General features: G+C 42.1%; 21 protein-coding genes. 11 read left to right on the top strand and 10 right to left on the bottom strand.

The window, feature by feature from the left end; all coding sequences use genetic code 11:
* The first annotated feature begins 30 nt into the window (after window positions 1–30).
* Window positions 31–1,218 carry an FAD-dependent oxidoreductase gene (locus K2W90_00740; GenBank protein ID MBY0352874.1) on the top strand — a complete coding sequence of 396 codons (1,188 nt, stop codon included), beginning with the start codon at window positions 31–33 and terminating at the stop codon, window positions 1,216–1,218.
* Window positions 1,219–1,273: 55 nt separating this feature from the next.
* The gene (locus tag K2W90_00735; protein ID MBY0352873.1) at window positions 1,274–2,227 is read left to right on the top strand and encodes an HAD-IA family hydrolase; all 954 of its coding nucleotides are present in this window, start codon (window positions 1,274–1,276) and stop codon (window positions 2,225–2,227) included.
* Here K2W90_00735 and ruvX read toward each other — a convergent pair.
* The 3 genes from ruvX to K2W90_00720 form a co-directional block, all read right to left on the bottom strand.
* Entirely contained in the window at window positions 2,202–2,627 is a 426-nt protein-coding gene (gene ruvX / locus K2W90_00730) for a Holliday junction resolvase RuvX (GenBank protein MBY0352872.1), read from the bottom strand. The genes K2W90_00735 and ruvX overlap by 26 nt on opposite strands.
* Window positions 2,628–2,693: 66 nt before the next feature.
* On the bottom strand, window positions 2,694–4,787 hold the full coding sequence (locus K2W90_00725; GenBank protein MBY0352871.1) for a WD40 repeat domain-containing protein: 2,094 nt from the start codon (window positions 4,785–4,787) through the stop codon (window positions 2,694–2,696).
* A 24-nt stretch (window positions 4,788–4,811) separates the two neighbouring features.
* A complete protein-coding gene (locus K2W90_00720; GenBank protein MBY0352870.1) occupies window positions 4,812–6,875 on the bottom strand; it encodes a hypothetical protein in 2,064 nt (687 codons plus the stop codon).
* Window positions 6,876–7,016: 141 nt separating this feature from the next.
* On the opposite strand from K2W90_00720, the gene polA reads away from it, so the two are divergent.
* The 6 genes from polA (at window position 7,017) to K2W90_00690 (ending at window position 16,394) form a co-directional block, all read left to right on the top strand.
* A complete protein-coding gene (gene polA, locus K2W90_00715) occupies window positions 7,017–9,791 on the top strand; it encodes a DNA polymerase I (GenBank protein ID MBY0352869.1) in 2,775 nt (924 codons plus the stop codon).
* Between the two features lie 131 nt (window positions 9,792–9,922).
* Entirely contained in the window at window positions 9,923–10,180 is a 258-nt protein-coding gene (rpmA, locus tag K2W90_00710; GenBank protein MBY0352868.1) for a 50S ribosomal protein L27, read from the top strand.
* Window positions 10,181–10,265: 85 nt separating this feature from the next.
* Window positions 10,266–11,192, top strand: coding sequence for a protein translocase subunit SecF (gene secF, locus K2W90_00705; protein MBY0352867.1), 927 nt, complete (start codon window positions 10,266–10,268; stop codon window positions 11,190–11,192).
* Window positions 11,193–11,865: 673 nt separating this feature from the next.
* Window positions 11,866–13,143, top strand: coding sequence for a transcription termination factor Rho (rho, locus tag K2W90_00700; GenBank protein ID MBY0352866.1), 1,278 nt, complete (start codon window positions 11,866–11,868; stop codon window positions 13,141–13,143).
* A 16-nt stretch (window positions 13,144–13,159) separates the two neighbouring features.
* The gene (gene tsaD, locus K2W90_00695; GenBank protein MBY0352865.1) at window positions 13,160–14,209 is read left to right on the top strand and encodes a tRNA (adenosine(37)-N6)-threonylcarbamoyltransferase complex transferase subunit TsaD; all 1,050 of its coding nucleotides are present in this window, start codon (window positions 13,160–13,162) and stop codon (window positions 14,207–14,209) included.
* Window positions 14,210–14,309: 100 nt separating this feature from the next.
* Window positions 14,310–16,394 carry a hypothetical protein gene (locus K2W90_00690; protein ID MBY0352864.1) on the top strand — a complete coding sequence of 695 codons (2,085 nt, stop codon included), beginning with the start codon at window positions 14,310–14,312 and terminating at the stop codon, window positions 16,392–16,394.
* A gap of 82 nt (window positions 16,395–16,476) precedes the next feature.
* Here the strand turns inward: K2W90_00690 and K2W90_00685 are convergent, their stop codons facing one another.
* Together K2W90_00685 and K2W90_00680 are read right to left on the bottom strand one after the other, a co-directional pair.
* Window positions 16,477–17,595, bottom strand: coding sequence for a PDDEXK nuclease domain-containing protein (locus K2W90_00685; GenBank protein ID MBY0352863.1), 1,119 nt, complete (start codon window positions 17,593–17,595; stop codon window positions 16,477–16,479).
* A 41-nt stretch (window positions 17,596–17,636) separates the two neighbouring features.
* Window positions 17,637–18,407 (bottom strand): hypothetical protein, encoded by a 771-nt coding sequence (locus tag K2W90_00680; protein MBY0352862.1) that lies wholly within the window; start codon window positions 18,405–18,407, stop codon window positions 17,637–17,639.
* A 169-nt stretch (window positions 18,408–18,576) separates the two neighbouring features.
* Here K2W90_00680 and K2W90_00675 point away from each other — a divergent pair, with 169 nt between their 5' ends.
* Genes K2W90_00675 through K2W90_00665 form a run of 3 tightly spaced genes read left to right on the top strand, consistent with a single transcriptional unit; the run spans window position 18,577 to window position 20,249 of the window.
* Window positions 18,577–19,023 (top strand): DUF2062 domain-containing protein, encoded by a 447-nt coding sequence (locus K2W90_00675; protein MBY0352861.1) that lies wholly within the window; start codon window positions 18,577–18,579, stop codon window positions 19,021–19,023.
* Window positions 19,020–19,478, top strand: coding sequence for an SsrA-binding protein SmpB (smpB, locus tag K2W90_00670; GenBank protein MBY0352860.1), 459 nt, complete (start codon window positions 19,020–19,022; stop codon window positions 19,476–19,478). The genes K2W90_00675 and smpB overlap by 4 nt, the downstream gene beginning before the upstream one ends.
* A 12-nt stretch (window positions 19,479–19,490) precedes the next feature.
* Window positions 19,491–20,249 carry a biotin--[acetyl-CoA-carboxylase] ligase gene (locus K2W90_00665; GenBank protein MBY0352859.1) on the top strand — a complete coding sequence of 253 codons (759 nt, stop codon included), beginning with the start codon at window positions 19,491–19,493 and terminating at the stop codon, window positions 20,247–20,249.
* Window positions 20,250–20,283: 34 nt separating this feature from the next.
* Here K2W90_00665 and K2W90_00660 read toward each other — a convergent pair whose 3' ends face one another.
* The 5 genes from K2W90_00660 to K2W90_00640 form a co-directional block, all read right to left on the bottom strand.
* The gene (locus K2W90_00660; GenBank protein ID MBY0352858.1) at window positions 20,284–21,150 is read right to left on the bottom strand and encodes a M48 family metalloprotease; all 867 of its coding nucleotides are present in this window, start codon (window positions 21,148–21,150) and stop codon (window positions 20,284–20,286) included.
* A gap of 18 nt (window positions 21,151–21,168) precedes the next feature.
* Complete coding sequence (locus K2W90_00655; GenBank protein ID MBY0352857.1) at window positions 21,169–22,551, bottom strand: hypothetical protein; 1,383 nt, start codon at window positions 22,549–22,551, stop codon at window positions 21,169–21,171.
* Window positions 22,552–22,745: 194 nt separating this feature from the next.
* Window positions 22,746–23,693, bottom strand: coding sequence for a signal peptide peptidase SppA (gene sppA, locus K2W90_00650; protein ID MBY0352856.1), 948 nt, complete (start codon window positions 23,691–23,693; stop codon window positions 22,746–22,748).
* A 48-nt stretch (window positions 23,694–23,741) separates the two neighbouring features.
* Window positions 23,742–24,620 (bottom strand): peptide chain release factor N(5)-glutamine methyltransferase, encoded by an 879-nt coding sequence (gene prmC, locus K2W90_00645; protein ID MBY0352855.1) that lies wholly within the window; start codon window positions 24,618–24,620, stop codon window positions 23,742–23,744.
* Window positions 24,621–25,241 (bottom strand): hypothetical protein, encoded by a 621-nt coding sequence (locus tag K2W90_00640; protein MBY0352854.1) that lies wholly within the window; start codon window positions 25,239–25,241, stop codon window positions 24,621–24,623.
* Window positions 25,242–25,255: the final 14 nt, after the last annotated feature.

Genomic DNA, 25,255 nt, shown 5'->3' with positions numbered 1-25,255 from the left:
TGCTTTACCTTTGGGAAGAGGTCTAAAATTATGCAAAAACATTACATTGTCATTGGTTCTTCCGCCGCTGGGCTTGGCGCTGCCGGCAAACTACGTTCATTAGATTCTTCCGCGCGCATTACCTGCGTCACGGCAGAAAAAGTTATGCCCTACAACCGCTGCCTGCTAGCAGACCATTTGTCAGGCTCACGCTCGGCCGAACAAGTTGCTACCAAGCCTCAAAGCTTTTTTGATGAAAACAACATCACATTGATGCTGAACAGCCGGGTAGTCCAGCTTGACGCGCAAGCACAAACCATAACACTTGCCAACGGTACCAACTTTGGTTATGACAAGCTTTTTTTGGGCACGGGCAGATCGTCTTTTGTACCTAATATTCCGGGCTTTAAATCCGAAGGCGTTTTCCCATTTTTTGACTTTGACGATGTTACCAACATTCTTGCGTACATCAAACAACACAATGTTAAACACGCAACCATTGTTGGTGCAGGCCTGAGCGGCCTTGAATGCGCCGACGCGCTTTCGGCACACGGCCTTGGCTTGACGGTTGTTGAGCGCGAAGCTCACGTGCTTGCACGCCAAATTGACCAAGCAGGCGCTCAGCACATCGCCAGCCTTATGGCACAACGCGGCATCACATTGCTTACTTCAACTTCGGTTCAAGAAATTATAACGCACAACAACACGGTCGCTGCAGCACAATTGAACAACGGCACGGTTGTGCCAACCGGCATGGTCATTTTTGCAATCGGCGGCAAAACCAATCTTGAACTTGCTCACCAAGCAGGCTTGGTTATTGAAGATGGCGGCATTGTCACCACGCCACACATGCAAACAAGTAATCCCACTATCTTTGCGGGCGGCGATATCTGCCGCGTGTACGACTTGGTAACCGGCGGCACCACGCTGAGCACACTCTGGCCAGACGCTGTACAACAAGGCATGGTTGCAGCTCAAACAATGGCAGGCGTTGAAAAAACGTATGCGGGCACCATCAACATTACCAGCTCAAATATTTTTGGCACAACATTTGTAACCTGCGGCCCCACCAGCAAACCAAATGGCTTTGAACAACTAATAAAAAAAGAAGCTGACTTTTACCACCGCCTTTTGGTACACAATGGTATGCTTAAAGGGTTTATTATGGTTGGCAATGTGCAAGGAGTTGGGCAACTGCGCAAAGCACTTGTTTCGCAAGAAGCTTGTTTTGGGTTATAGTAAACGGCATTAAAAAGTACTACCCACCTTGTTTCTTTTAAAAGTAAGAACAAAAATGAACACAGCCCGTCACTTCGCACTCATCGTCATACTTTTCAATCTTTCAAACGTAGCTTGTCAAACCAACAAAGAAAGAATGTTTGACGAAACCGAAATTGCCAAAGAAACGGCAGAAGTTTTTGAAGAATTTTTTAAATCTTTAGAAAGCGAGGATTGCAAAACGATGAACCATACAAAATCAACGCTCATGAACATGCAAGAGCTTATTGATACAGCACCAAGCTTTACACAAAAAAATATAGTTTTTGACATGACCGGCGTATTGTTCGAAATTCACACCAGCAAGCTTTTATACATACAAAAAATTGGCATCTTGCGCTTGCTTGGCTATGCCTTGTGGCACTTGAGAAGCCCCTTTGATATTATTCCCATCATGCTCGATTTTTTAGACAAAATGAGCCCGCCAACCAACAACAAATATTACAAAGGCAGAATATTGCCCGAACTCATTTACGAATGGCAGATTGGGAAAAAAACCAGCGAGCAAATAAAAGCAGATGTACAAAAGACCATCAAAACTCATCCAGAATATTTTAGCAGCGATCTTGAAGGTTCAATTATTTCCATTGCCGTAGATACCATTTTTAGCCCACAACACTTTGCCGATTCATGCCAAGAAACAGAACTCATACCGCTCGTTCATTTCCTACGCAAACAAAAAAATACTGACGGCACACCAAAGTACAACCTGTACCTGTTTTCAAACTTTGACGCAGAAAGTTTTGAACTGCTCAAAAAACAACATCCAAAACTCTTTGCTTGTTTTGATGGCTTGGTTGTTTCAGGTACTGCAGGCTTTATGAAGCCAGATCGTGAAATTTTTGATTATTTATTCACAACCTACAAACTCAACCCACACGATTGTTTGTTAATTGACGATCAGGAAGAAAATGTTGAAGCCGGACTTAAACTTGGCATGCAAGCTATTCGTCTTCTTGGCTCGAACTGAACGCTTTATAATCCAGATAGCTTTGCAAAATAAACGACGCAGCAACAGAATGCTGGCGACGCTTTTCTTCAGGCGTTTTACCCGTGCCCTTGAGCTGGTCGGCCCGCTTGCTACTTAAGCGCTCGTCCCACAAAACCCAATCAACGTTGGTAAATTTTTGTTCAAGTTCTTCTTTGAGTTTAACCGTTTTACGCGTCTGATCACTCTCGGTACCCGCGCCCATCGTTTTTGGGTAGCCCACCACAATTACCGAAATATCTTGATCGGGAATTGCCCGCCTTAAAAACGTTTCAAGATTTTCAAGCTCAACCGTTTCATACGGCCGGCAGCTAATGCCCAATGGATCTGCCAGTGCGGAACCAACCCATCTGTCGCCAAGATCTAACCCTAAAATTTTCATATGACCTTTAGTTTATGATAAAGCCTGTGATACTATTTTGATCCAAGAATACCACAGGCTTTCAAATTACGAAAATGGATCATAGAGCAAGCGACCAAACAGCTCAACGCGTGAGCCTCCAAAAATGGTTGTATCTAAATCAAACGTTGCACCAGCAACAGAGTTTCCTAGTACAAGACCATTTGAAAGAGCTTGAACTGCGGTTTCGGTCGTATAAGAAATTGAGTAAACTTCAATCTCATTATGACCAGAACCAGGAATAGCACCGCCAACGGCTAAATATTTTCCATCGGCACTCCACGAAAAGCTATATGCACCAAAACCACTGGTACTAAAAACTATACTCGAAAGCAATGTCAATGTTGACCCATCAAACTTATAGATTCTTAAACCTGTATTGCCAGTCACCGCGGTTGCACCAACTGCCAAAAACTGCCCAGTAGGATCCCAACGTAATTCTTGTATAACTGAACTAGCTCCGGCAATATCCGCGCTAGCAATCAACTGAAGAGAAGTGCCATTAAAAGCATATATTTGTAATTCATTACCACTTGTAGGAACAGTACCCCCAACAGCAATAAATCTACCATCTGGACTAAACTCTACATAGTTCACTTCTGTCCCATAATCTACACTGGTCACTAACGTTAATGCAGTCCCATTAAATGAGTAGACCCGTACTTCATTACCATCAGTAACTGAATTTCCTGCGCCAACAGCCAAAAATCTATCAGATGGATGCCAAGATATCCCATCGGGACCATTTGTTGCCGCCGCACTAATGCTTACACCAGTAACCAGAGTTGGTGGCGATATCCCACTAAACTTATAAATTTGAATTTCATTCCCACTTGTGGGCGTAGGAATACCTAGAGCAAGGTATTGACCATCGTTACTCCAATCCAACCCAAAAACAAACTGTCCCGCCGTGGTAAGAGAAACGTTGTAAAGTAACGTAATAGTCGTTCCATCAAACCTATACAATTTTAAACCAGATGCAGCCTGATTCCCAGTTACGGCAAAAGTTCTACCATCTGGTCGCCACTTTATATTATACGTAGCACCTCCCGATCCCCAGTCAACTGATGCAACAAGACTCAAGGTTGCTCCATTAAAACTAAAGATTTGAATCTCATTTCCGCTGTCAGAACCAATGCCTGCTATTCCTAAGTAGCGAGCATTGGGAGTCCATGCAGAACCATTCGGGGTACCCGTTGCTCCGTAATTTTGTGTTGTAACCTGCGTAATCGTATTAAAAGCAGTTGAAGCGATCGTATCTATCGTAACCTTATTATCCAACCAAAAACGACCCTTAGTTAAACGCATCCCTGTATTTGTTGTTTGCAGAGTTGTCCCGGAACCCTTTAATAAAAGCACCGAGCTTTTATCTGCCAGCTGAATGAGATCTTTATCTGTTGAGCTTGGAAAATAATACAGCGTAGTACCAGAATCAAACGTCAACAGGGAACGTGAAGAAACGTAACTTTGCATAACCGACTGATATATAAAACAAGAAGTTCCGGTAAACCTCACATCATTACGAAAAAATATACGACCTTTTCTGAACGGAAAATCATCAGCTAATTCCAACGTCACGTTGTCAAGCGTTACATGCCCCTTCTGGTCAAAGCAACGAATAATCGGTATATTTGGACTGTTTCGCGTCGTTTTTATAGTCATATTTTTAAGCGTTAAGCTCACACGAGACTCAAGAAGAAGTTGTGCATGTGGAGCAAAAATGAGGGCATTTTGATTGTTGCCATCGATAACCGTATTTGAAACAAATTGAAAAACACTATCGGTTGGCAACGTTACATCATCGCCCAAATGGATGGTATTAGAACGGCCATTAATATAACCACCCGTAGAAAAAGTAATGTTTGAAGCTAAATAAAGATCACTGCGCAAGTCCAGCGAACCAGTAGTCCGCAGGTCAATAGCACCCGAAACAGTAATAAATGTGTCCAAGGCCGCCGACTGGCCGGCCAAAATGGTAAAACCATTATTGAGACGCACATAACCGGTAGCATTATTCAAATTACGAAAAACATAATGCGCATTTTGGTACACAATACTTGCCGTACCAGTCAAGTTTGCCGCTTGAGCAGCAGGCAACCAGGCAACCAGCACTAAGCACAGAGCTCGTATAATTGTCTTCATTAATAACTTACACCTTTTGTAATTTTACGAAAATGAATCGTAGAGCAAGCGACCATAAAGCTCAACGCGAGAGCCACCAAAAATGGCTGTGTCCAAATCAAACGTTGCACCAGAAGCTGCGTTTCCTAACACAATGCCATTAGAAAGTGGTTGCGTGGACGTGTCGAAACGATAAGCAACTGAGTAAACTTCTATTTCATCGTGTCCACCAGAAGGACCATTGCCACCAATTGCAACGTACTTACCATCTTTACTCCAAGCAACACCATTCACCGCTGTTCCATAATCATAACCAGCCACTACTGTTAAGGTACTCGGGCGAGTAAAGCGATATAATTTTATTTCAGTGCCACCTGCAGAAGTTGTTCCCCCAGCAATTAAATGCATACCATCGGGACTCCAGCGAGCAACAAAACTTCCTCCATTATTTATGGTAACTAACGATGTAAAAGAAGTTCCATTAAAGCGGTGAATATGAAGAATATAAGCAGTTGCTGCGGCATTTACCTGCGTCAACGCAATGTATGATCCATCAGGAGAAAATTCAGTTGATACGCCCGAATTGCCAAAATCTAGCGAAGCAAGTTCTGTAAACGATGCACCATTAAAACTATACAAACGCTGCTCTGCTAAATCAACTTGCTGCGAACCAACAGCAAAAAAATGACCACCCCCTGGATGCCACGCAATATCGTTAACAAAAGATCCAGCAGCAGCTCCCCAATCTTGCGATTGCAATAAGCTTAAAGAACCCCCGTTAAAGGCATAAAGCCGCAGCTCATTAAGCGCCGTATCATTGCGCACTCCAAGAGCAAGAATATTTCCTGCAGGATTCCAGGCAACACAAGGAACTCTGCCTGTAGCTGTAACATCAATGACGCGCAAGGTTGTCAAATTTGTTCCGTCAAAGGTATAAATTCTTACATCATTGGTAGCATCGCCACTCACGGCAATCAAACGACCATTTGGATGCCAACGAACACAATACACCTCTGCGCCTCCGCCAGCCCAATTATCACCAGTAACGTACGTAAGTGCTGAACCATCAAAACGATAAATTTGAAATTCTAGCGTATTTGTTGGCCCAACACCACCAACAGCCAAGTATCTCCCATTTGGACTCCAATCAACCGTATCTACTTGCGTTCCATAACTAGCTGTTGCAACTTGCACAAAACCATTCGGAACGGTATTTGCTCGAGTACTCAGCGTTACTTTGTTATCAAGAAATAATCTTCCCTTTGTTAAGCGCAGTCCCGTATTGGTGCTTTGCAACGTAGTTCCTGAACCTTTGAGCACAATGCTCGAACTTTTATCAGTCAGCTGAATTAAATCTTTTCTATCAGAACTTGGATAATAATAAAACGTCATTCCTGGATCAAACATCAATGACGACCGAGACATAATAGAGCTTTCCATGCACGACTGATACGTAAAACACGAAGTACCGGTAAATCGAACATCGTTTCGAAAGAACAGACGTCCAGCTCTAAACGGAAAATCATCAGCCAACTCAAGCGTCACATTATCAAGCGTCACATGGCCTCTTTGATCAAAGCAATTAATAATGGGAATATGTGGACTGTTTCTTGTCGTCCTAATCGTCATATTTTTGAGAGTCAAACTCACTCTAGATTCTAACAAAAGCTGTGCATGAGGCTGAAAGATCAGCGCATTTTGATTGTTACCATCAATAATGGTATTTGATATAAACCGAAAAACAGAATCAGAAGGCAATGAAACATCGTCACCCAAATGAATAGCATTGGTGCGGCCATTGATTACCCCACCGGTAGAAAAAGTAATATTTGAAGCTAAATAAACATCACTACGTAAGTCTAACGAACCAGTCGTACGTAGGTCGATGGCGCCAGAAACAGTTATAAACGTGTCTAGTGCAGCAGTTTGTCCTGCCAAAATGGTAAAACCATTATTGAGACGCACATAACCGGTAGCATTATTCAAATTACGGAAAACATAATGCGCATTTTGATACACAATACTTGATGTACCGGTCAGATTTGCCGCGTGGGCAGCAGGCAACCAGGCAACTAGCACCACGCACAAGGCTCGTATAATTATCTTCATTAATAAACTCCTCTTTCCATCACCCTTTGGATTACTATGAGCAAGAATTTAAAAAAAACAAGAGCCTGGGTGAGATACCTTTTTCAAAAATGAAAAAATAGTGCTACAGTAAACAAACACTGTTTGTTTGAAAGGTAACACGTGGATCTATCTGCTATAAAAAAAGATGCGCTCTTTATCATTGACGGTTCTTATTTCCTGTACCGCTCGTATTACGCCCTACCCCCACTGCACACACCGCTGGGTAAACCAACCCATGCAACATTTGCTTTTTGCCGCACCATCAGCAAGCTTATCAAAGATTTCGACCCCAAAAAGATCGTAGTAGCATGGGACAGCAAAAGCTCTACGGCAACGCGTGAAGAAGTTTATGCCGAGTACAAAGCAACCCGTCAAGCAGCACCAAGCGATCTTTTTGAACAAAAAGAAGATATTGTTAAATTTATTGAACTGATCAACATGTGCAACGTCTCTAAAGACAGCTTTGAAGCCGACGACTTAATTGCGTCACTAGTCAAAGAGCATCCGGACGAACAAATTGTAATTGTCTGCGCCGACAAAGATATGTACCAACTTTTGGCAAACGATCATGTGCTCATTTTGGACACGTTTAAAAACAAGCTCGTTTCAAAAGAAGATTTTATTACCGAGCACGGTTTTGGACCGGAAAAGATTCCATTTTTTTATGCACTAACCGGCGACACGTCAGACAATATTCCCGGCGTGGCAGGAGTTGGCAAAAAGACAGCAGAAGATCTGGTAAAAGGCTTTGATTCGCTTGAAGCTTTGTATAACAATCTTGATAAAGTAGAAAAGAAGCGCACGCAAACACTGTTGAGCGAACAAAAAGATAACGCCCTGCTCTCGCTCAAGCTGTTTTTACCACACTACACAAAAACCGGTTTAACCAAAAAAGACCTGGCTTTTGACAAACAACATTGGGACAATGCGCGCGATTTTTTTGAAGAGCTCAACTTTAGAGCATTTCTCAAAGACCCCAACACAGCAAGTCCAGAAAAAAAAAGCTCAAAAAAAACCGTAGAAGCACAACAAAGCATGTTTGACAGTGCTGCCCAAACGTGGGAGTGTGTTATTGTTTCAACCGTTGAGCAGCTAAAAACCCTCTTGGCAAAAATTGAAAAAACTGGCTACTGCGGGCTAGATACTGAAACAAGCGGCAGCAATCCGCTACAAGACGTGTTGGTGGGTATTTCGTTTGCCTACGACCATGCACGGGCTTACTACATTCCGCTGCGCCATCCGCACAACGAAACTTATCCACAAATTCCCGTTGACCAATGCTTGGCGCTGATCAAGCCGCTGCTGGAATCAGAAAGAATAGAAAAATATTTGCACAACACGAAATTTGATGAACTTGTGTTTTTGAACAACGGTATCACACCACGCGGCACTACATTTGACACGTTAATTGCTGCCAACCTGCTCAGAGACGCTTGGCAAAAAATTAATCTCAAAAATCTTTCGCTCTTTTATCTCAACGAGCCCATGCGCAAATTTAAAGAAGTTATGGGCAAAGAGTATAAAAGCTTTAATCAGGTTCCTATCGAAAACGGCGCAGAATACGGCGCGCACGATGCCTTGCAAACGCTTAAACTTAAAGAAATCTTTGAAAAGCAACTGGCACAAGAACCGGTGCTAAGAAAAATTTTTGACGAAATCGAAATGCCGCTGTATCACGTGCTAACAAAAATGGAATACAAGGGTATTGTGCTCAACGCTGACATGTTGCGCACAACCGGCAAAGAAGTTGAAAAAGAGTTGGCACACCTTGAAGAAAAACTATTTTCGGCCATTTATCACGACGGTCATCAAATGAGTATTGGCAGCGAGGCACCAATCAATCTCAACTCGCCAAAACAAATTGAAACACTGTTGTTTGAAACACTCGGTCTGCCAAGTGTCAAAAAAAACAAAGGCGGCAGCAAATCTACCGACCACGAAGTTCTTGAAAAGCTCAGCAAAATTCACCCCATCCCAGGGCTTATTTTGCGTCATCGCGAACTTGCCAAGTTAAAAAATACCTACCTGGACCCACTACCGCTGACTATCAACCCCACAACGCATCGCGTACACACATCATACAGCCAAACCATGGCAGCAACAGGTAGACTTTCCAGCAACAACCCCAACTTGCAAAATATCCCCGCCTCCTCAGATTATGGCTTTAAAATACGTTCAGCCTTTGTAGCCCCTGCCGGACATAGCTTTATAGCGGCCGACTATTCGCAAATTGAGCTACGCGTGTTGGCACACTTAAGCGAGGACGAAAACTTGATTGAGGCATTTAAGCAAGGCCGTGATATTCACACGCAAACGGCCGCCCAGCTGTTTGAGGTAGCTCCTGACCAGGTTACCAACGAGCAGCGCCAAATTGGCAAAAAAATCAACTTTAGTATTATTTATGGCAAGAGCGCCTACGGTCTATCTCAAGAGTTAGAAATTTCGGCAACAGAAGCCAAAAAGTATATAGAAACCTACTTTGCTCAATACCCAAAGGTTAAGACCTGGATGGAGAGCGTAATTGAAAAAACGCTTGAAACGGGCTATGTTGAAACGTGGTGGGGCAAGCGCCGCTATGTGCCTGAGCTGGCCGAAAAGAACAAAATACGGTACGAATTGGGCCGACGGATTGCCGTTAATACAGCCGTCCAGGGCACAGCAGCTGATATTATGAAGATTGCCATGATCAAACTAGACCAAGCTTTTACGGCAAAAAAGATGGCTTCTTGTCTTATTTTACAAATTCACGACGAATTGGTACTTGAGGTACCAGAACATGAGCTTTCTGAGGCAAAAAGCATGGTTTTGGCAATTATGCAAGAAGTAACCGACTGGAAAATACCCCTTGACGTAAGCGTAAAAACGGGCCAAAATTGGGGTCAAATAACCAAATAACCTTTGACTTTTGAAAAAAAAGGAAGCAAAATAAGATATCACGTCTTAATTGAAGACATCTGTAAATCACAAATCTTTGATTGATAACGATATCTTGTGTTGTTTAAGTATCACAAAACGAGGATTATAGCATGGCAACGAGTAAAAGTGGTGGCTCTACGCAGAATGGCCGCGATAGTATAAGTAAACGTTTAGGTTGTAAGCGTTTCGACGGCCAAATCATTCTTTCAGGTAACATTCTTGTCCGTCAACGCGGAACAAAAATTCATCCAGGTAAAAACGTTATGCGCGGCAAAGACGACACGCTTTTCGCTATTGCGGATGGTTCTGTGAAGTTTCACATTGGCTTTAAAGGTAGAAAGTTTGTTTCAGTTATTACTGCAAAGTAACCAATTAAACATTCGTTTCTGCACTATGTATGTGGACTCAAGCATATAGTCAATTCTTTAATATTTTATTTGTGATGGGGAAGTAATGCAAGTTTCATCAGGTTTGGTAAAATATCGTTTTGATTTTTTGAAATACCGATTTGCTGGTTTGGCATTTTCTGTTCTTTTACTCGTTACCGGCTTGGTAGCATACGTAGTACGAGGCGGATTTTCCTATCACATTGACTTTACCGGCGGCGCTGAAATACGTGTCTCTTTTCAAAAACCGTTAGAAATTGGCGCTATGCGTCAAGCTCTGGGCGGCGATACTACTTCGGGCGCTGAAATTCAAGAACTTGGATCTGACGGTAAATCTTTTTTGATCACGCTTCACATGGATACCTTGGCAGAAAACCTTGAAGATTCATTTAAAGCGTTGCTTCAACAAAGCTTTCCCGACAATCCTGTTGAAATTAGCGGTATTGAGCAGGTAGGACCAGAAGTTGGTAGAGATATCAAGTGGAATTCGTTTGTGGCGGTCTTCTTGTCACTAATCTTGCTGCTTTTTTATATTGCTGTTCGTTCGCAATTTCGTTACGCAGCAGGTGCAACAATCGCTTTGTTGCACGACGTATTAATGATGTTAGTATTTATTTTGCTCACCGGCGAACAGATCTCTGTACACATTTTGGCAGCAGTATTGGCAGTGTTGGGATACTCTCTCAACGATACCATTGTAATTTTTAGCCGCGTACGCGACAATTTGAAAAAAATGAGCGGGCTTTCAGAGTATGATATTATTAACTTAAGTATTAACCAAACGCTTAAGAGAACAATTTTGACAAGCGTTTCGACATTTTTGTCGATCCTTGCTATTATAATTTTAGGCGGGGACACACTTCGTGGGCTCTCAATGGTAATGGGCGTGGGTGTGGTTGTAGGAACCTATTCCTCAATTTACGTAGCAACAGCCATTATGTATATGCTTAAAAAGCAACCAAAAACTACTGACTCAGCTTCCAGCACATTATAAGCTTGTAAGCAAAAAAAGATCTTTCGATTAGGTTTCAATTTCGTAGATTTACGATTATTTGATATAAATAGATTAAAAGTTTTATAGTATGTGTAGCATCATGTCTCAACATTGTGCTACACATCATTCATATGCATGTAAACATATGCTCACATTATTCACCTTTTTAGTTAAATCTACCGATTTTAGTTGGTTGTTTTTTGCAAGGAAATCAAGATAGAACATGGTTAACAATAAAAATAAGAAAAGCGATGGCCCAATGTCTACCAATAATACGAAACCTAAAACTCCTACCGTTCCAGACAACACTGCTGCCGATTTGAAAAACGATGTTCAAACCGATATTCCAACCAATGTTCAACAAGACTTTGAAATAGCGCAACTTGAGCAAAAAGAGTTAGCGTATACTCACCAACAAGCGCCTCAGCAACAACAACAACAACAACAGTCTGGCCAACAAAACTATCAAAAAAACAACCACCAGAATAATCAAAACAATCGCAAAAGACCTTCTCGGCCAGGAAGCAACAATAACAACAACAATAATAACCAACATCGCAACTTCAAAAATAAAAAAGAAAATCAACACCAACAAATGCCACACTTTTCAGATCTTGATGACCTGATTGAAACACCAAACAATAACGAAAATGGCGGCGAACCAAGAAAATCAATCAACGTTCAAGAATTGAAAAGCATGGGTATTACCAGTCTTATTGCCTACGCAAACGACATTGGTTTGCCCGACATTAGCTCGCTGAAAAAACAAGAAATTATATTCAAAATTCTTGAATCTCAATCTGATAAAAAAATAGACATTTTTGGCGAAGGTATTTTGGAACGCCTTCCAGATGGCTTTGGTTTTTTGCGTTCACCAAAATTTAACTACGTCCCAGGCCCAGACGATATTTATGTTTCACCAATCCACATAAAACGTTTTAGCCTGCGCACCGGCGATGTGATTAAAGGAAGCATTCGCAAACCAAAAGATGGCGAAAAATATTTTGCGTTGCAACGCATTGAGTCAGTCAACTATCAATCACCGGCATCTTCTGCAACTAAAACGATGTTTGAAAACTTGACACCACTCTTTCCTAACACCAAATTTAATTTATCTGAAAATACTTCATCAATTGCCACCCGCATCATGGATTTATTAGTACCAATCGGAAAAGGTCAACGTGGTATTATTGTTGCACCACCGCGTACCGGTAAAACGGCATTGTTAAAAGAAATTGCCAACGTGATCAAGCAAAATAATCCAGAAGTTAAAATGACCATTTTGCTGATTGACGAGCGTCCCGAAGAAGTAACCGACATGGAACGTTCTGTTGATGCTGAAGTTGTAAGCTCAACCTTTGACGAGTACGCCACCCGCCACATTCAAGTAGCAGAAATTGTACTTGAAAAATCTAAGCGCTTGGTTGAGTGCGGCCACGACGTGGTAATCTTGCTCGACTCGCTCACGCGTCTTGCACGTGCCTACAACACCATGGCACCATCGTCTGGAAAAGTGTTGACTGGTGGTATTGATGCCAACGCCCTGCAACGTCCAAAGCGCTTCTTTGGTGCTGCGCGTAACGTTGAAGAAGGTGGTTCATTAACCATTCTTGCAACCGCGTTGGTTGAAACCGGCTCCCGCATGGACGAAGTTATTTTTGAAGAGTTCAAGGGTACCGGTAACATGGAAATTCACCTGACTCGTAAGCTTTCTAACAAGCGTGTATACCCAGCATTCGATATTCAAATGTCTGGTACACGTCGTGAAGAGCTCATGCTTGGTGAAGAACAAGTTAAGAATATGTGGGTTCTTCAAAAGTTCATTACCTCAATGAATACCATTGAAGGTATGGAATTCTTGATCGATAAAATGCGTAAAACAAAAACGAATGATGAGTTCTGGGAAATGATGCTTAAGAAAAAGCGCCCTAACGAATCATCTTCATCATAATTTTATAACAAAAACTATGGCACTCATCTTAGGAATAGAAACATCGTGTGATGAAACTGGTGCAGCTGTATTTGATACAGCTGCCCAAAAAATTCTTTCAAACACGCTCTTTTCTCAAATTCAATATCACGAAAAATATGGCGGCGTAGTACCAGAAATTGCATCACGCTCGCAACTTGAACGTATTGATATTATTGTTGCCGAAGCGCTTGAACAAGCAGGCGTTACGGTAAACGATATCGATACCATCGCCGTTACCAACACACCAGGCCTTGCCGGCTCATTACTGGTGGGCATCTGCTTTGCAAAAGGCTTGGCGTGGGCAGCTAACAAAAAAATTATTGGCATAAACCATCTTGAAGGCCACGTCTTTTCAACCTTCTTAAAACCAGACAATACTGTTGAGCAGACAATACCATTTCCTCACTTAACTATAACAGCATCTGGCGGACATACTGCGTTGTATCTTGTTAAAGGCTTTGGTGACTACGAACAGTTGTGTAATACACTGGACGATGCTGCTGGTGAAGCATTTGATAAAATTTCTCATTTGCTCAACCTTGGCTACCCAGGCGGACCGATTATTGAAAAGCTTGCGCGTGAGGCAAACTTTGTAGATTTCTTTGACTACCCACGCACCAAAAATAAAAACAGCGAATTGATGTTTAGCTTTTCTGGCTTAAAGACAGCAATTCTTTATAACTTGGTAAAGCAAGGTGCCTACAACTTGCAAACCGGACCAATCAAAGAAAAAATTACGCCAGAACTACAACGACAAGTTTCTAGTTCTCTTTTGGTGTGTATTGCTGATATTTTTGAAAAAAATATTAAAATTGCCTTGCAACAACACCCCGGCCTTAAAGCAGTTACGTTTGGTGGCGGCGTTGCGTGCAACAAATATATCACGCAGCGGCTTACCACCTTTTGCGAACGAAGAAAACTCTCATTCTTTTCACCACCGCCCAAATTTTGTACCGACAACGGCGGCATGATTGCCTTTGTTGGGGGCTATAAACACGAGCAAGGCTTGTTTTCCGATCTGCACCTTGACGTGCATAATCGTTAAATCTCTTGTTCACCTCCGCTCTTTGCCGTTTACAAAAAAAATTAAATAAACTAAGCTGCCTACGCGTAAATTATTAATCTTTTTTCAGAGAGTAATTATAATGAACAAGCAGCTAAAACTCATTAGTCTTGCTATTTTCCTGGGTACCTTCCCTCTTACTTTTGTTAACACGACGCCTGCAGAAGAAGAAGAATCTGAACAAGAACAAGAAACCAAACAAACCTTTGCCCAGCGAATCCAAGAAATTAATATGGGTTCTTTTATGTGGGAAGATACCGGCTGGGAAGCAAACACCATGCGCGAATATCTTGAACAATATACACACCACCGCCTCAACCCCAAAGCCTCGTACCTACGCCGCCGCACCTTTGATTTTTTACAAAAAACTGAAACCGTGCATGAAGACAAGCAGTATGCGCTGGATAACGACCAAACCTGGCAAGACCTCAATTTGTTTTGTGGCAAAAGTGACCGCAACAAATATGTTGGTGCCAGCATAGACCGCACCGGCACCGAAGTTGGTAAATGTTCGTTGTTTAGCATGTTGGCAAAAGCAACCACCAACATTCCTAAACTTCAAGGCCGTCAAGAAATTATTCAAACATTGATTGAAAAAAAAGAATTGCGCGAGCAGTTAAAAAAATCGCTGACTGATTTAAAAACACCAGAGGCAATTTTACTCTCTTTCTGGGAGCGTGATCATTTTAAAAACACACTCAATCGCTGCTATTTTTCTATTCCTGGATTTGAAGAAATTAAATTAGAGACACTTAATGAAAGTGATTTAGCACTCCTCTCGCTCAGCCTAACCAATCATGGTGCACGCATTTCAGACACCGTCATCACCGGCTTAACAACGCTAGCGCTGACTATTTATGGCGTTTTGCAATTGGCAAATTCTGACAAATCTCCTGAACACGTAAAGTCGTGGGCCGAGCAATATCGCAACCGAAAAAGTTTTATTTGGCGCTATTTGTGGGACAAAGAAAATTCTCAACTGCGCGGTGTGTTGGCATTAATTGGCGCGGTTTTGTGCGCTGGCAAAACTAAAGAAAGTTTTGATTGGGCAAGTGACTGCTTTTTACTTGAGCAATGCGTACACACATTTGCCGATCATGTGGCAACATACTTAAAAGCAACACGCCAATTTTATAATGTTATGCAACAAATACCAACGCTTACAATCTTTAAAGAACTTACACCAATCACAACTTTTTTTGACGAAAAAATTGGCGCATCAGAAAAATTACAACAGCTTTTCGACTTGCTTGAATCTGAAACGTTTGAACAAAAACCAAGCTTATTTAATTCAATGACTTCACACAAGGGCGTATTTTTACTTGCTTATCGTTTAATTGGCGAAGTTTTGCAAGAGTTACAAGACATGGTTCGCGCCGTTGGCAAACTTGATGCGTATATTTCTCTGGCAACGCTTGTTGAAGAAAATCGGAACACCAACACACCGTACTGCTTTGCCAACTATGCCCAGGCAGATGCACCTTTGGTTGATGCGCAAGACTTTTGGCATCCATTAATTGACCCTGAAAATGTAGTGCCAAATTCAATCACGCTGGGAACCCCTGGCAACCGTGCCAACGTTATTTTAACAGGCCCCAATGCCGGCGGAAAATCGAGCACACTCAAAGCACTCAGCATTGCCGTAGTTATGGCACAAAGCGTTGGCATTGTACCCGCACAATCATTTACGCTCACGCCGTTTAGCATGATCTCAACGTATCTGAATATCACCGACGACATTGGCGCAGGTAACTCGTTATTTAAAACTGAAGCTATTCGCACACAACAGCTGGTGGATGGTATTGAACATTTAAAACCAGGCCACTTTAGCTTTACCGTATTTGACGAAATTTTCCATGGCACTTCGCCGGTTGAAGGTACGGCTGCTGCGTACAGCGTTGCCCAGCACTTGGCGGGCTATGACCAAAGTATGTGTTTAATTGCTACGCACTTTCCCTTGCTGACCGAACTTGAGCAGCACACAAAAACGTTTAGCAACTATCATGTTTCGGTAGAGCATGTGCGCGGTGGACAAATTTATTATCCATACAAACTTGAACGCGGCATTTCTGAACAGCACGTTGCACTTGATATTTTACGTAATCAAGGAATTCATGGTTCGGTTGTTGATAAAGCGATAGAGATTTTGGAAAAAAGTAAGAAATAACCTGAACTTACAACCATTTTTTGATAATTTACAAAATTCGCGCAGCTGTGCGAATTTTGTAAACTTGGTAAGAAAAATTATGCTACTTCTTGCTTGTTTTCACTTTTTTTGACTTCATAACCGCCTTGCTTTCCTTCTTGGCAACAGCATCCTGCTTTTCAAATTCCGCTTCAATTTCTTCTATTGATGGCAAGCTACCCTTGAGTTTTCTTGGCAACTTTTTCATAATTTCTGTTTCATATTCAGCTACCCCGATTGGAGAAACAATATTGCGCAAAGCATATTCTGCCGTAAAATTATCCTTTGTTTTGCATAATAAAAGGCCAATGGTTGGACCATCTTGAGGACTACGAACTAAGTCATCAACAGCAGAAAGATAAAAATTTATTTGCCCAGCATCACGTGGGTCAAACTCACGGGCTTTAAGCTCAACAACAACAAAACATCGCAACTTAAAATGATAAAACAAAAGATCTATGTAGTAATCTTTATTACTAACTTCTAAATGATATTGCCTACCAACCAACGCAAACCCCTTGCCCATTTCAAGTAAAAGCTTTTGAACATTAGTAATCAAACCGTGTTCTAAGTCATACTCAACATGTTCATCGTGCAAGGTTAAAAAATCAAAAACGTAAGGATCTTTAAACGATTCTTGAGCCATTTCAGAATTAAGCGCTGGCAAAGTCTTGGTAAAATTCGTTATAGCCTTACCTTGCCTCTTGTAAAGATTGGACTTAATTGATGACTCAAGTATAGCCCTGCTCCAACCGTTTTCAAGCGACTGTTGAGCGTACCAGAGACGCTCTTCATTACTTTTTATCTTTTGCAATAATATAACGTTATGAAACCAGGGCAATGCAAAAATAGGTAACTCGCTTAATTTTCGCGCAGCTGCGCGAATTTTTTCATATGCCTCATAAAAAGCCTTCATTCGATAGACATTCGCCACCGAAAAACCCTTATTTCCTGGGTACATATTTTGTAAATCTTTAGCTACCATATCTACAAAATTCGAACCCCATTTATTTGCGCTCTGCTTAGTAACAATGGTCTTTCCTATTTCCCAGTTGCGTTCGTTAATAGCCCCATTCAGCACAGTTGCAGCCTTAACGGCAGATTGCTCTACGTGATTTTTTATCTCAAGCAAAACTTGAAGATAGTGCTGTGCCGGTGGTTTAACACCTTTTGATTTCGTCATTTTTACGCTACTTTTTTTCATAATTCATTGACTTTCGTTATCTATGGCGCAAGCGAAATCTGCCCTTTACCTTTTGCCATCCTTTTTGTTGCCTCTTGCACCGGCTCGTGAAAAATAGTTGAATCAAGCGAGTACAACAAAGACTTAGCAGCAGCACGGGGCAATTTTTCTTTTTTCTTTTTCTTTAAAACAATACGCGGCAATTTTACCAAATTTCCTTCAAGCCGCACTTCCCATGGCTCCAAGTAATCGACAAATTTTGGATCAACCAGCACTATGATGGTGTTACGACCAACCGAACGCTCATTGTGTGGCAAATACGTTTCTTCCCAATTCCACACACCGTCGCTGGTACCAGTGCGCGTAAACGAAAATTGGCGATACGGCTTATCTTTACGCACACATAAACTTTTGAGCGTGTTGGTATTTACAAAACGCTGTTCAACATTTTTAGAAAGCACTAACGAGTAGTTACTAAATTCTGCACTGTTTTCTAGCGGGAATGAAAAGAAGCCATCGCGGTTGCTCATGGTTGCCATACCATCAAAGTAAACACGAAATTGCGGTACCACTTCCTCTTGACCGTCAACGCGCACACAACCCATAATTTTAGCACCTTGGGCAACGGGCACCACAACTTCAGCAGGTGCTGGCTGAGCGGCAGGCTCAGGAGTTGGCTGAGAAGCAGCAGGTCTCAAGTGAGCAGCACGAAACTTTTCAAGATCGGCCATCGATCTAATAACAACATGTTCTTCGGCGGCAAGGGCGGCACCGACCACAAGTATCGTTACTAAACAAAAAAATTTTTTCATAATTATAGACCCTTTAATCGGAGATAAAATCTTGCAATAATTCGGTAAGTCTGCTTTGCTTAAAGCATACAAAGGGACCTACCATTGTGCAAGGTTCTAAAGCGAATAGTGACTTTTCCCCCGTAAATTGTACCCAAATGTTCTTACTACCCCACACCAGGAAATAATTGTGAACATAAAAAAAAAAATAAAGAATATTTTTAATAAAGCGCTGATGTCGGGCCACTCGCCCCACACGCTTGCCTTGTCGTGCGCGCTGGGCTTTTATATCGCTTTTTCACCCTTTCCTGGAGCCCACACCATCATGATGCTGATTGCTCAGTGGCTCTTAACCCTCAATTTTCCCTTACTTTTCTTGGTAACGTCCATTAATAACCCCTGGACCATGATCCCCTTCTTTTCTCTTGATTATGCCTTTGGCTATTGGCTAGTACACCACATTGGCGGGTTTAGCCCTTCTTGGCATATCCCTTTGGAAAAAATCTTTGGATCTGGTAACATATGTATAGTGTCATTCCTGGTGGGTGGCAATATTCTTGGTATTAGTTCGGCATTCCTCAGCTACCCAATCTTGCTGATGATTTTTAAAAAGTTACTGGTAAAACAACGACCATGAAAGAATTAGCACGCAATAAAAAAGCATTCTTCGATTATGAAATTAACGATACCTTTGAAGCCGGTATTGTTTTGATTGGCGATGAAGTTAAATCAGCTCGCGCTGGCAACGTTTCATTGGTCGACGCATTTGCAACCGTTCACGGCAACGGCATTGTTTTAACCAACTGCTACATTGGCAAATATTCGCACGCATTTGATAAAAGTAGTGGTGATTTTACCCGCCGCTCACGCGTACTGCTGCTCAACAAAAAAGAGATCAACCGCTTGATTGGTGAAGTTTCGCGCAAAGGCATGACACTCATTCCCATCAAAATGTACTTAAACAATCGCGGGCTGGTAAAGCTTGAAATTGGCGTTGCCAAACATAAAAAAGCACGCGACAAAAAACAGTCACTTAAAGAACGCGATATCAAACGCGAGACAGAACGCACTATTAAACAACGCGTTTCATAATCAAAATAAAACATGATTAAAAAAATTGGCTCTGATTTTTTTTATAAAGAATCATCAGACAACACACTTGCGTGGGCCAAAGAGTATCTGGACACAGCACAAGACGGTGCAGTTTTTATTGCGCACGAGCTGACGCGCGCACGCGGCCGGCAAGGCAGAGTGTGGCACTGGGCGCCTGGCCAACTCGCTTTGACTTTTGTTCTCAAACCAAGTTTTGCACCAAACGAAGATGATCTTACCAAACTTTCTATGGCACTTGCGTGCGGCATTTATCAGGCAATCACTCAGTATGGCGTTACACTCAAATGGCCCAACGACTTTGTAATTAATCAGAAAAAAGTTGGCGGCATGCTCATGGAGCTGGTATGGGACAGTAACACATTACGCGGCATTATTTTTGCTTTTGGATTAAATGTTAATAACACGTTTGAGCCAACACATGAGTTAGCAGAACTTGCAACAAGTTTATGCGTACAAAACTCTAATCCCGCCTGCCCTGAGCCTGTCGAAGGGCCCGCTCTGCAAGAAACAATCTTAACAAGCTTAGATTCTTGGTACCAAGCCTGGTACTCTCGCGCTTATGACCACATTTTTGCAACGTGGGTTGCAGCACAAAGCTATCTTGGCAAAACAATTACGGTACACAAAAAAGATGGGAGCACAATCACGGGCATTGCCCATCACCTGCTCCCAAACGGAACTTTATGCTTGAAGGTCGGAAACGAGAAATTAGTTCTCTCTTTTCACGATGTAGATTTTTTGAGGCTTTAATTTTTTTGGTTAGCTACGCGAACTCACTCAGAACCTACTCCGAACGGTCTTCTAACGCCTGCCCACAATAGTCGATACGTTCTTGAAATTCTGGATGCGAACGAAAACATTTATCCAAGATTTTCCATAAACCACCAATACTTGCTTCAAATCTTTCATCAACAGTTCTTGCTAACTCTTTGTTGAAAAATTTTACTAAACATTCTGGCTTTTCAAGAACAGACAAAGCCTTAAGATCTGCCTCTTTCTCAGAATACCTCATTTGGCAATTCCTAATACAGTCCATTACAAGATGCACAAAATAAAACGACAGAAAATTAGCGCTAACAGAATAAAGCAATGGGTTCGTTTGATCATCAGACGGATCAATTGGCATCACCATGTATATCAACGATACAAAAAAATTACAGAGAATATAGGCAAATGGAAGAAACACAGCATACATGCCATACATCTTTAACTTATGTCGACACTTTATGTGAGCAAGTTCATGCGCAATAACCGCTTCAAAATCATCAAGGCTACAGTGACGTAGAAGATCCGGACCAATTAGCACAGAAGAGCGACGTGGCGTTAATCCTTCTACCTCAGCACCATCAGCAATCCGTTTTAAATCCCTATGTGCCAAGAAAATCGCTGGCATGGGTATGGCATATCTTTCTGCATACTTCTTAACTATGCCATAAATAGTTGGCGCATTTTCTTCACAAACCGCGATAGAAACTCCTCCAGAGAAATCCCAACATCTCCTAGCATCGTTATTTACCGCGTCTGCAACAGAATTGTATTCCTCCAAAAGACGACTATCTACAGCTCCATCAGATGTCGCCGCACCATGCATGTGCGTTGCAAGAACTAGACCAATAAGCAACGCTACGAATTTCTTTATACATTTTTTCATTATAACCTCCGAACTTATTTATCTTCTTCGCTGACGCTTTGTTTTTTCCGCCAAGCGCGCCGAGCGTCGTGGCGGTTGTTGCTGCTTTGTACTTGTACGAGCGCCTGTTATTGAACTTGAGGAGCTAGAACTCGAAGAACTAGAACTTGCCGCACCAGCAACTTCTGCTTCAGGCACAACATCTTCTTCAACATATTCAATACCTATTTTTGCTAACTCTGCCACGTCGGTACTCAAACAATTGTATAGCTCTTTGGGCATTGAGATTGCTTGGCCACTTTGACACTCGCCAACCAAAACACCATACGGCTTATCATTAATCGTAAAATCTAAATCTTTTTTATAACCAGCTTGCTGCAAGAAAAAAACTAATGTTTGTGCGTGAAACCCGCCCGCAAAAACGGCAACAGTCTGAGCACTTTGCTCAGAAAAAATATGGCAAAAAGCATTCATTTCCAAAATATGACCAAACTGATTGTTAATATCGCCAATCACATTTTCAATCGCGTCAGTCTTTGGTCGTTCTTGCATTGAGCATTCATCGCCAAGGGCACGCATGTACAATGTTAACAAGGGAGTATCTTTTGCCTCTTGCTCAGAAAACCCTGCATCAATTAATTTTTCGAACCACATTTTTATCTGGCAGTGCGTATTCTGAATTCTATCGTAAAACACCTCTGCTACACGTCGCGGCACACCAGCCTGAAGCATTGCGCGCGTAACACCAAAATCTTGATTAACTGTCGCAAGCAATGAATTTAAAGAAACAGAGCTCAACATTTCGGCATCTGAATAATCAGCCAAAATCATTCTTACGGGAATTTTCACTTTTTGCACAACTGCTTGCTCAATATGATGCTTAGTTTGCTGACTTAACACAGCTCGGTCTTCATCGGTCAAATCTGGTGCACATTCTGAATTAAGCAAATCTAACCAGTGGGTAATTGCTCTTTCCAAATATCTGGAAGCCCGAACCAATTTACCATGCAAAGAATATGAAACAGGTGTAACATTTTTAGTTGTAACATGTGCAAGAGCTGGATGGTCTTCATTTGATTTTAAAAAACTAAACATATTCAACAAAATTAATTGGTCATCTGCCTGCAATGCATCTAACGAAAGTGGTTCGTCGTGCGGCAGAACCAAACTATCTTTATGCTTACAACCTTCAGTAAGCAAGTCGATTTCTAGGTCGCCGGCACAAATATTTTTTACCAAGTGGCTAAATTTATCAAATGTAGCGAGATGAGGATCATAACCATGACAATCAAAAAAGATATGCACACGTTGCCCATCAGGACTCATCATAGTTACCAACTGAACCGTTGTTGCACTCAGCGCATGAGGCATAACCATAAGCCCAAGAAATAATGCGATACATTTATTCATAAATTTTTTCATAATAACCCCCGGACAATAAGAAAATTAGAAACCTCCTAGATTCAAGCCCCTAGGCTTTATATTTCTAATTGTAACAAAATAAAAAAGAGGCGTCTAATCCTGCTAGAAAACGCCTCTTTTTATACAAATATAAGAGTTTACATGCTAAAAATAGTGCTTTTGGGGCTTTTTTGCCTAATCGAAAAAACGGCCTTTTAGGCCCGTAATGCCACGCCAGCCCGTGTTTGAGCACCGGTAAAGGTTGACCAAACGTTGCTTAAAAACATGCCCACTTTTTTAGACCAGCTCGAAGAGCCCAAGCCAGCAAAATCTTGGTCCCCAGCCAACAACTCCATCACCGGGTTTTGTTTTTTCTTGAGCTGCACAAAGGTAATTTCGTCGTCTTCGCCAAGCCCCAGCGTCTTTTTAACTTCATCAAGCGCATCACTGTACGAACCAATTTGGTCAATCAGCCCCAGCTCAAGCGCTTTGCTGCCAACAAAAATTTTGCCATCGGCCCACTCACTTGCTTTATTGCTATCAAGGTTACGTTCACGCGCTACATCGTTAACAAATAGTTGGTACGATTGCAGCGTAAGATCTTGCAAATGTTGTTGCTCTTCGTCGGTCAAATCGCGCACGGGGTTGCCGGCGACTTTAAATTTACCACCATTGATATACGCAACCTTAACATGACACGCATCTGCCAAACCTTTAACATTGGGAACTTGCATCAACGTACCAATGCTGCCCACCAACGATGCCGCGTTGGCAATAATTTTGTCGGCACTGCACACGGCGTAGTACCCAGCAGAAGCACACACATTTTCAACAAAAGCAATCACTGGCTTTTTTGCTTTGAATTTTTTGATTTCATTAAACAGCGCTTCGCCAGAACCCGAAATACCGCCGGGCGATTCAACTTTAATAAGCAGCGCTTTGATATCGGAATCTTTTTGAACACTGCGCAATTTTTTTGCATAAAACGTAGAATCGTTAATCTCTCCCAACTTCATGTACGCAACATGCGCTTTGGGAAATACCACGCTTGAAAAGGTATCTTTGAGTGAATAAAAAACTATCGGCACAAAGTTGATAATCAACAAGCCAAAGAAAATATTTTTTAAAATAGTCGAAAGCGAACGTTTTGGTTTTTCTTCCACAAATTATCCTTAGTTTTAAACAAACTTATTATTGGTAAAAAAAAATGACTAGAAAATAGCAGTTACCCAGCGACGCAAGCCGCGCAGATCATGATACACCGTCACGTCCTTAAAGCCACCATGTTGAATAACCTCTTCAATACTGTCTTGATCTTTGCCAATCTCAAACACCAGCTGCGGCACGGTATTAGTTTCTTGTTTTGCCAAAAAAGCCGGTGCTTGCGCAACAATGCGCTCATACAATGCCATGCCATGGCGCGCAGCAACCAGCGCTTGCTTGTCTTCCCACGCCACCACTTCTGTGCTCAGCTGTTGGTACGATTCGTTGGAAATGTACGGCGGGTTGCTAATAATTATATCAAAACGAAGTGTTGGATCTAAATTTTCAAACAAATCAGATTCAATAAACAAAACATGCTCAAGCTTGTTGTGACGCGCATTCCGCTTGGCCAAATCAACCGCATGAGGGTTTTTGTCAATACCAATCACCTGCGCATTAGCAAACGCTGCAGCCAAGCCAAGCGCTATGCAGCCAGAACCGGTACACAAATCTAAAATACGCCAATCAGCACGCCCGCTGGCCCGCATCACATCAATTAGCCACACTACAATCTCTTCGGTTTCTGGCCGCGGAATCAGAATTGGCGGCTCAACAAGAATTTCAAGATCGGCAAACGGCACCGAGCCCAAAATATATTGTAATGGTTTTTTATCATGCGTACGCTGGTAAATCCAACCCGCAATACGCTCTTCGCGCTTATTGTCCCAGCCAACGCTGCCCTGGGCAATAAGATGCGCTTGCGGTTGATTAACTAATTTTTCAAGCAGCCACCAAGCCTCTTGCTGCGCATCGTGAGGCTCTAGCCCCCCCGCAACAAGAAGCTGGTTTAGTTTTGCAATAATCTGTTGAACAGGAACATTGTGCATTTAATTTTCCAGTAATAGCTTTTCTACCAAGCCAATCAAATCTGCCAAGTGAGTTTTAAGGTCGGCAGCTTCTTGCAGGCAGCTTTGCGCTTGTTGATAAAAAGCTTGTGATGGTTGCTCATCTTTATTTTTGTACGTTGCCAGTGCAAAGAGCTCGGTCACGCATTGGTCCAAGATAGTTTCTTCTTCTTTAAGTTGTGCCGCAAACGAAATGAGCGGCGCCCTTTCTTCAGCAAATTTTCTGGTCAAACAATCTTCTAAAAGATCCAACGCCTGTGCGCGAGACTGCGCAGCACTATTTTTTAACCGGTTAAAAAAATCTTTATTGTTGGCCCAGTACACCATGCGATACTTACCCATAGCCACGTGCAAGCGCGCATCAGCACCCTGCAGTGGTTGAATGCCACTGGCCGTTACCACACCAGACGTAATCACTTGCTTGCCATGTTCGTCAACCGTTGAATTTTTTAAAATATCTCTAAACGATTGTACCGGATGCCGTAACGCTTCTTCAACTTTGTCGCGAACACGGCGCAAGCTAGGCATAATACTATCTTTTGCCGAAACATGCGAACACATAGAAAACGTTAACAACACAGCACTCACCACGCTCTTCATCATCTTCTTCTCCTTCT

This window comes from Candidatus Babeliales bacterium, from assembly GCA_019749895.1.
Classification (GTDB): domain Bacteria; phylum Babelota; class Babeliae; order Babelales; family RVW-14; genus AaIE-18.
This window is presented reverse-complemented; position numbering and strand designations above follow the sequence as displayed.

Excerpts from the sequence above, each read along its gene's own strand:
- rpmA (MBY0352868.1), top strand. The coding sequence starts at position 9,923 with ATGGCAACGAGTAAAAGTGGTGGCTCTACGCAGAATGGCCGCGATAGT.
- secF (MBY0352867.1), top strand. The coding sequence starts at position 10,266 with ATGCAAGTTTCATCAGGTTTGGTAAAATATCGTTTTGATTTTTTGAAA.
- prmC (MBY0352855.1), bottom strand. The coding sequence starts at position 24,620 with ATGCACAATGTTCCTGTTCAACAGATTATTGCAAAACTAAACCAGCTT.
- K2W90_00740 (MBY0352874.1), top strand. The coding sequence starts at position 31 with ATGCAAAAACATTACATTGTCATTGGTTCTTCCGCCGCTGGGCTTGGC.
- K2W90_00680 (MBY0352862.1), bottom strand. The coding sequence starts at position 18,407 with ATGAAAAAATTTTTTTGTTTAGTAACGATACTTGTGGTCGGTGCCGCC.
- tsaD (MBY0352865.1), top strand. The coding sequence starts at position 13,160 with ATGGCACTCATCTTAGGAATAGAAACATCGTGTGATGAAACTGGTGCA.
- K2W90_00735 (MBY0352873.1), top strand. The coding sequence starts at position 1,274 with ATGAACACAGCCCGTCACTTCGCACTCATCGTCATACTTTTCAATCTT.
- K2W90_00690 (MBY0352864.1), top strand. The coding sequence starts at position 14,310 with ATGAACAAGCAGCTAAAACTCATTAGTCTTGCTATTTTCCTGGGTACC.
- K2W90_00660 (MBY0352858.1), bottom strand. The coding sequence starts at position 21,150 with ATGAAAAAATGTATAAAGAAATTCGTAGCGTTGCTTATTGGTCTAGTT.
- K2W90_00640 (MBY0352854.1), bottom strand. The coding sequence starts at position 25,241 with ATGATGAAGAGCGTGGTGAGTGCTGTGTTGTTAACGTTTTCTATGTGT.
- K2W90_00725 (MBY0352871.1), bottom strand. The coding sequence starts at position 4,787 with ATGAAGACAATTATACGAGCTCTGTGCTTAGTGCTGGTTGCCTGGTTG.
- K2W90_00655 (MBY0352857.1), bottom strand. The coding sequence starts at position 22,551 with ATGAAAAAATTTATGAATAAATGTATCGCATTATTTCTTGGGCTTATG.
- smpB (MBY0352860.1), top strand. The coding sequence starts at position 19,020 with ATGAAAGAATTAGCACGCAATAAAAAAGCATTCTTCGATTATGAAATT.
- ruvX (MBY0352872.1), bottom strand. The coding sequence starts at position 2,627 with ATGAAAATTTTAGGGTTAGATCTTGGCGACAGATGGGTTGGTTCCGCA.
- K2W90_00720 (MBY0352870.1), bottom strand. The coding sequence starts at position 6,875 with ATGAAGATAATTATACGAGCCTTGTGCGTGGTGCTAGTTGCCTGGTTG.
- K2W90_00665 (MBY0352859.1), top strand. The coding sequence starts at position 19,491 with ATGATTAAAAAAATTGGCTCTGATTTTTTTTATAAAGAATCATCAGAC.
- K2W90_00685 (MBY0352863.1), bottom strand. The coding sequence starts at position 17,595 with ATGACGAAATCAAAAGGTGTTAAACCACCGGCACAGCACTATCTTCAA.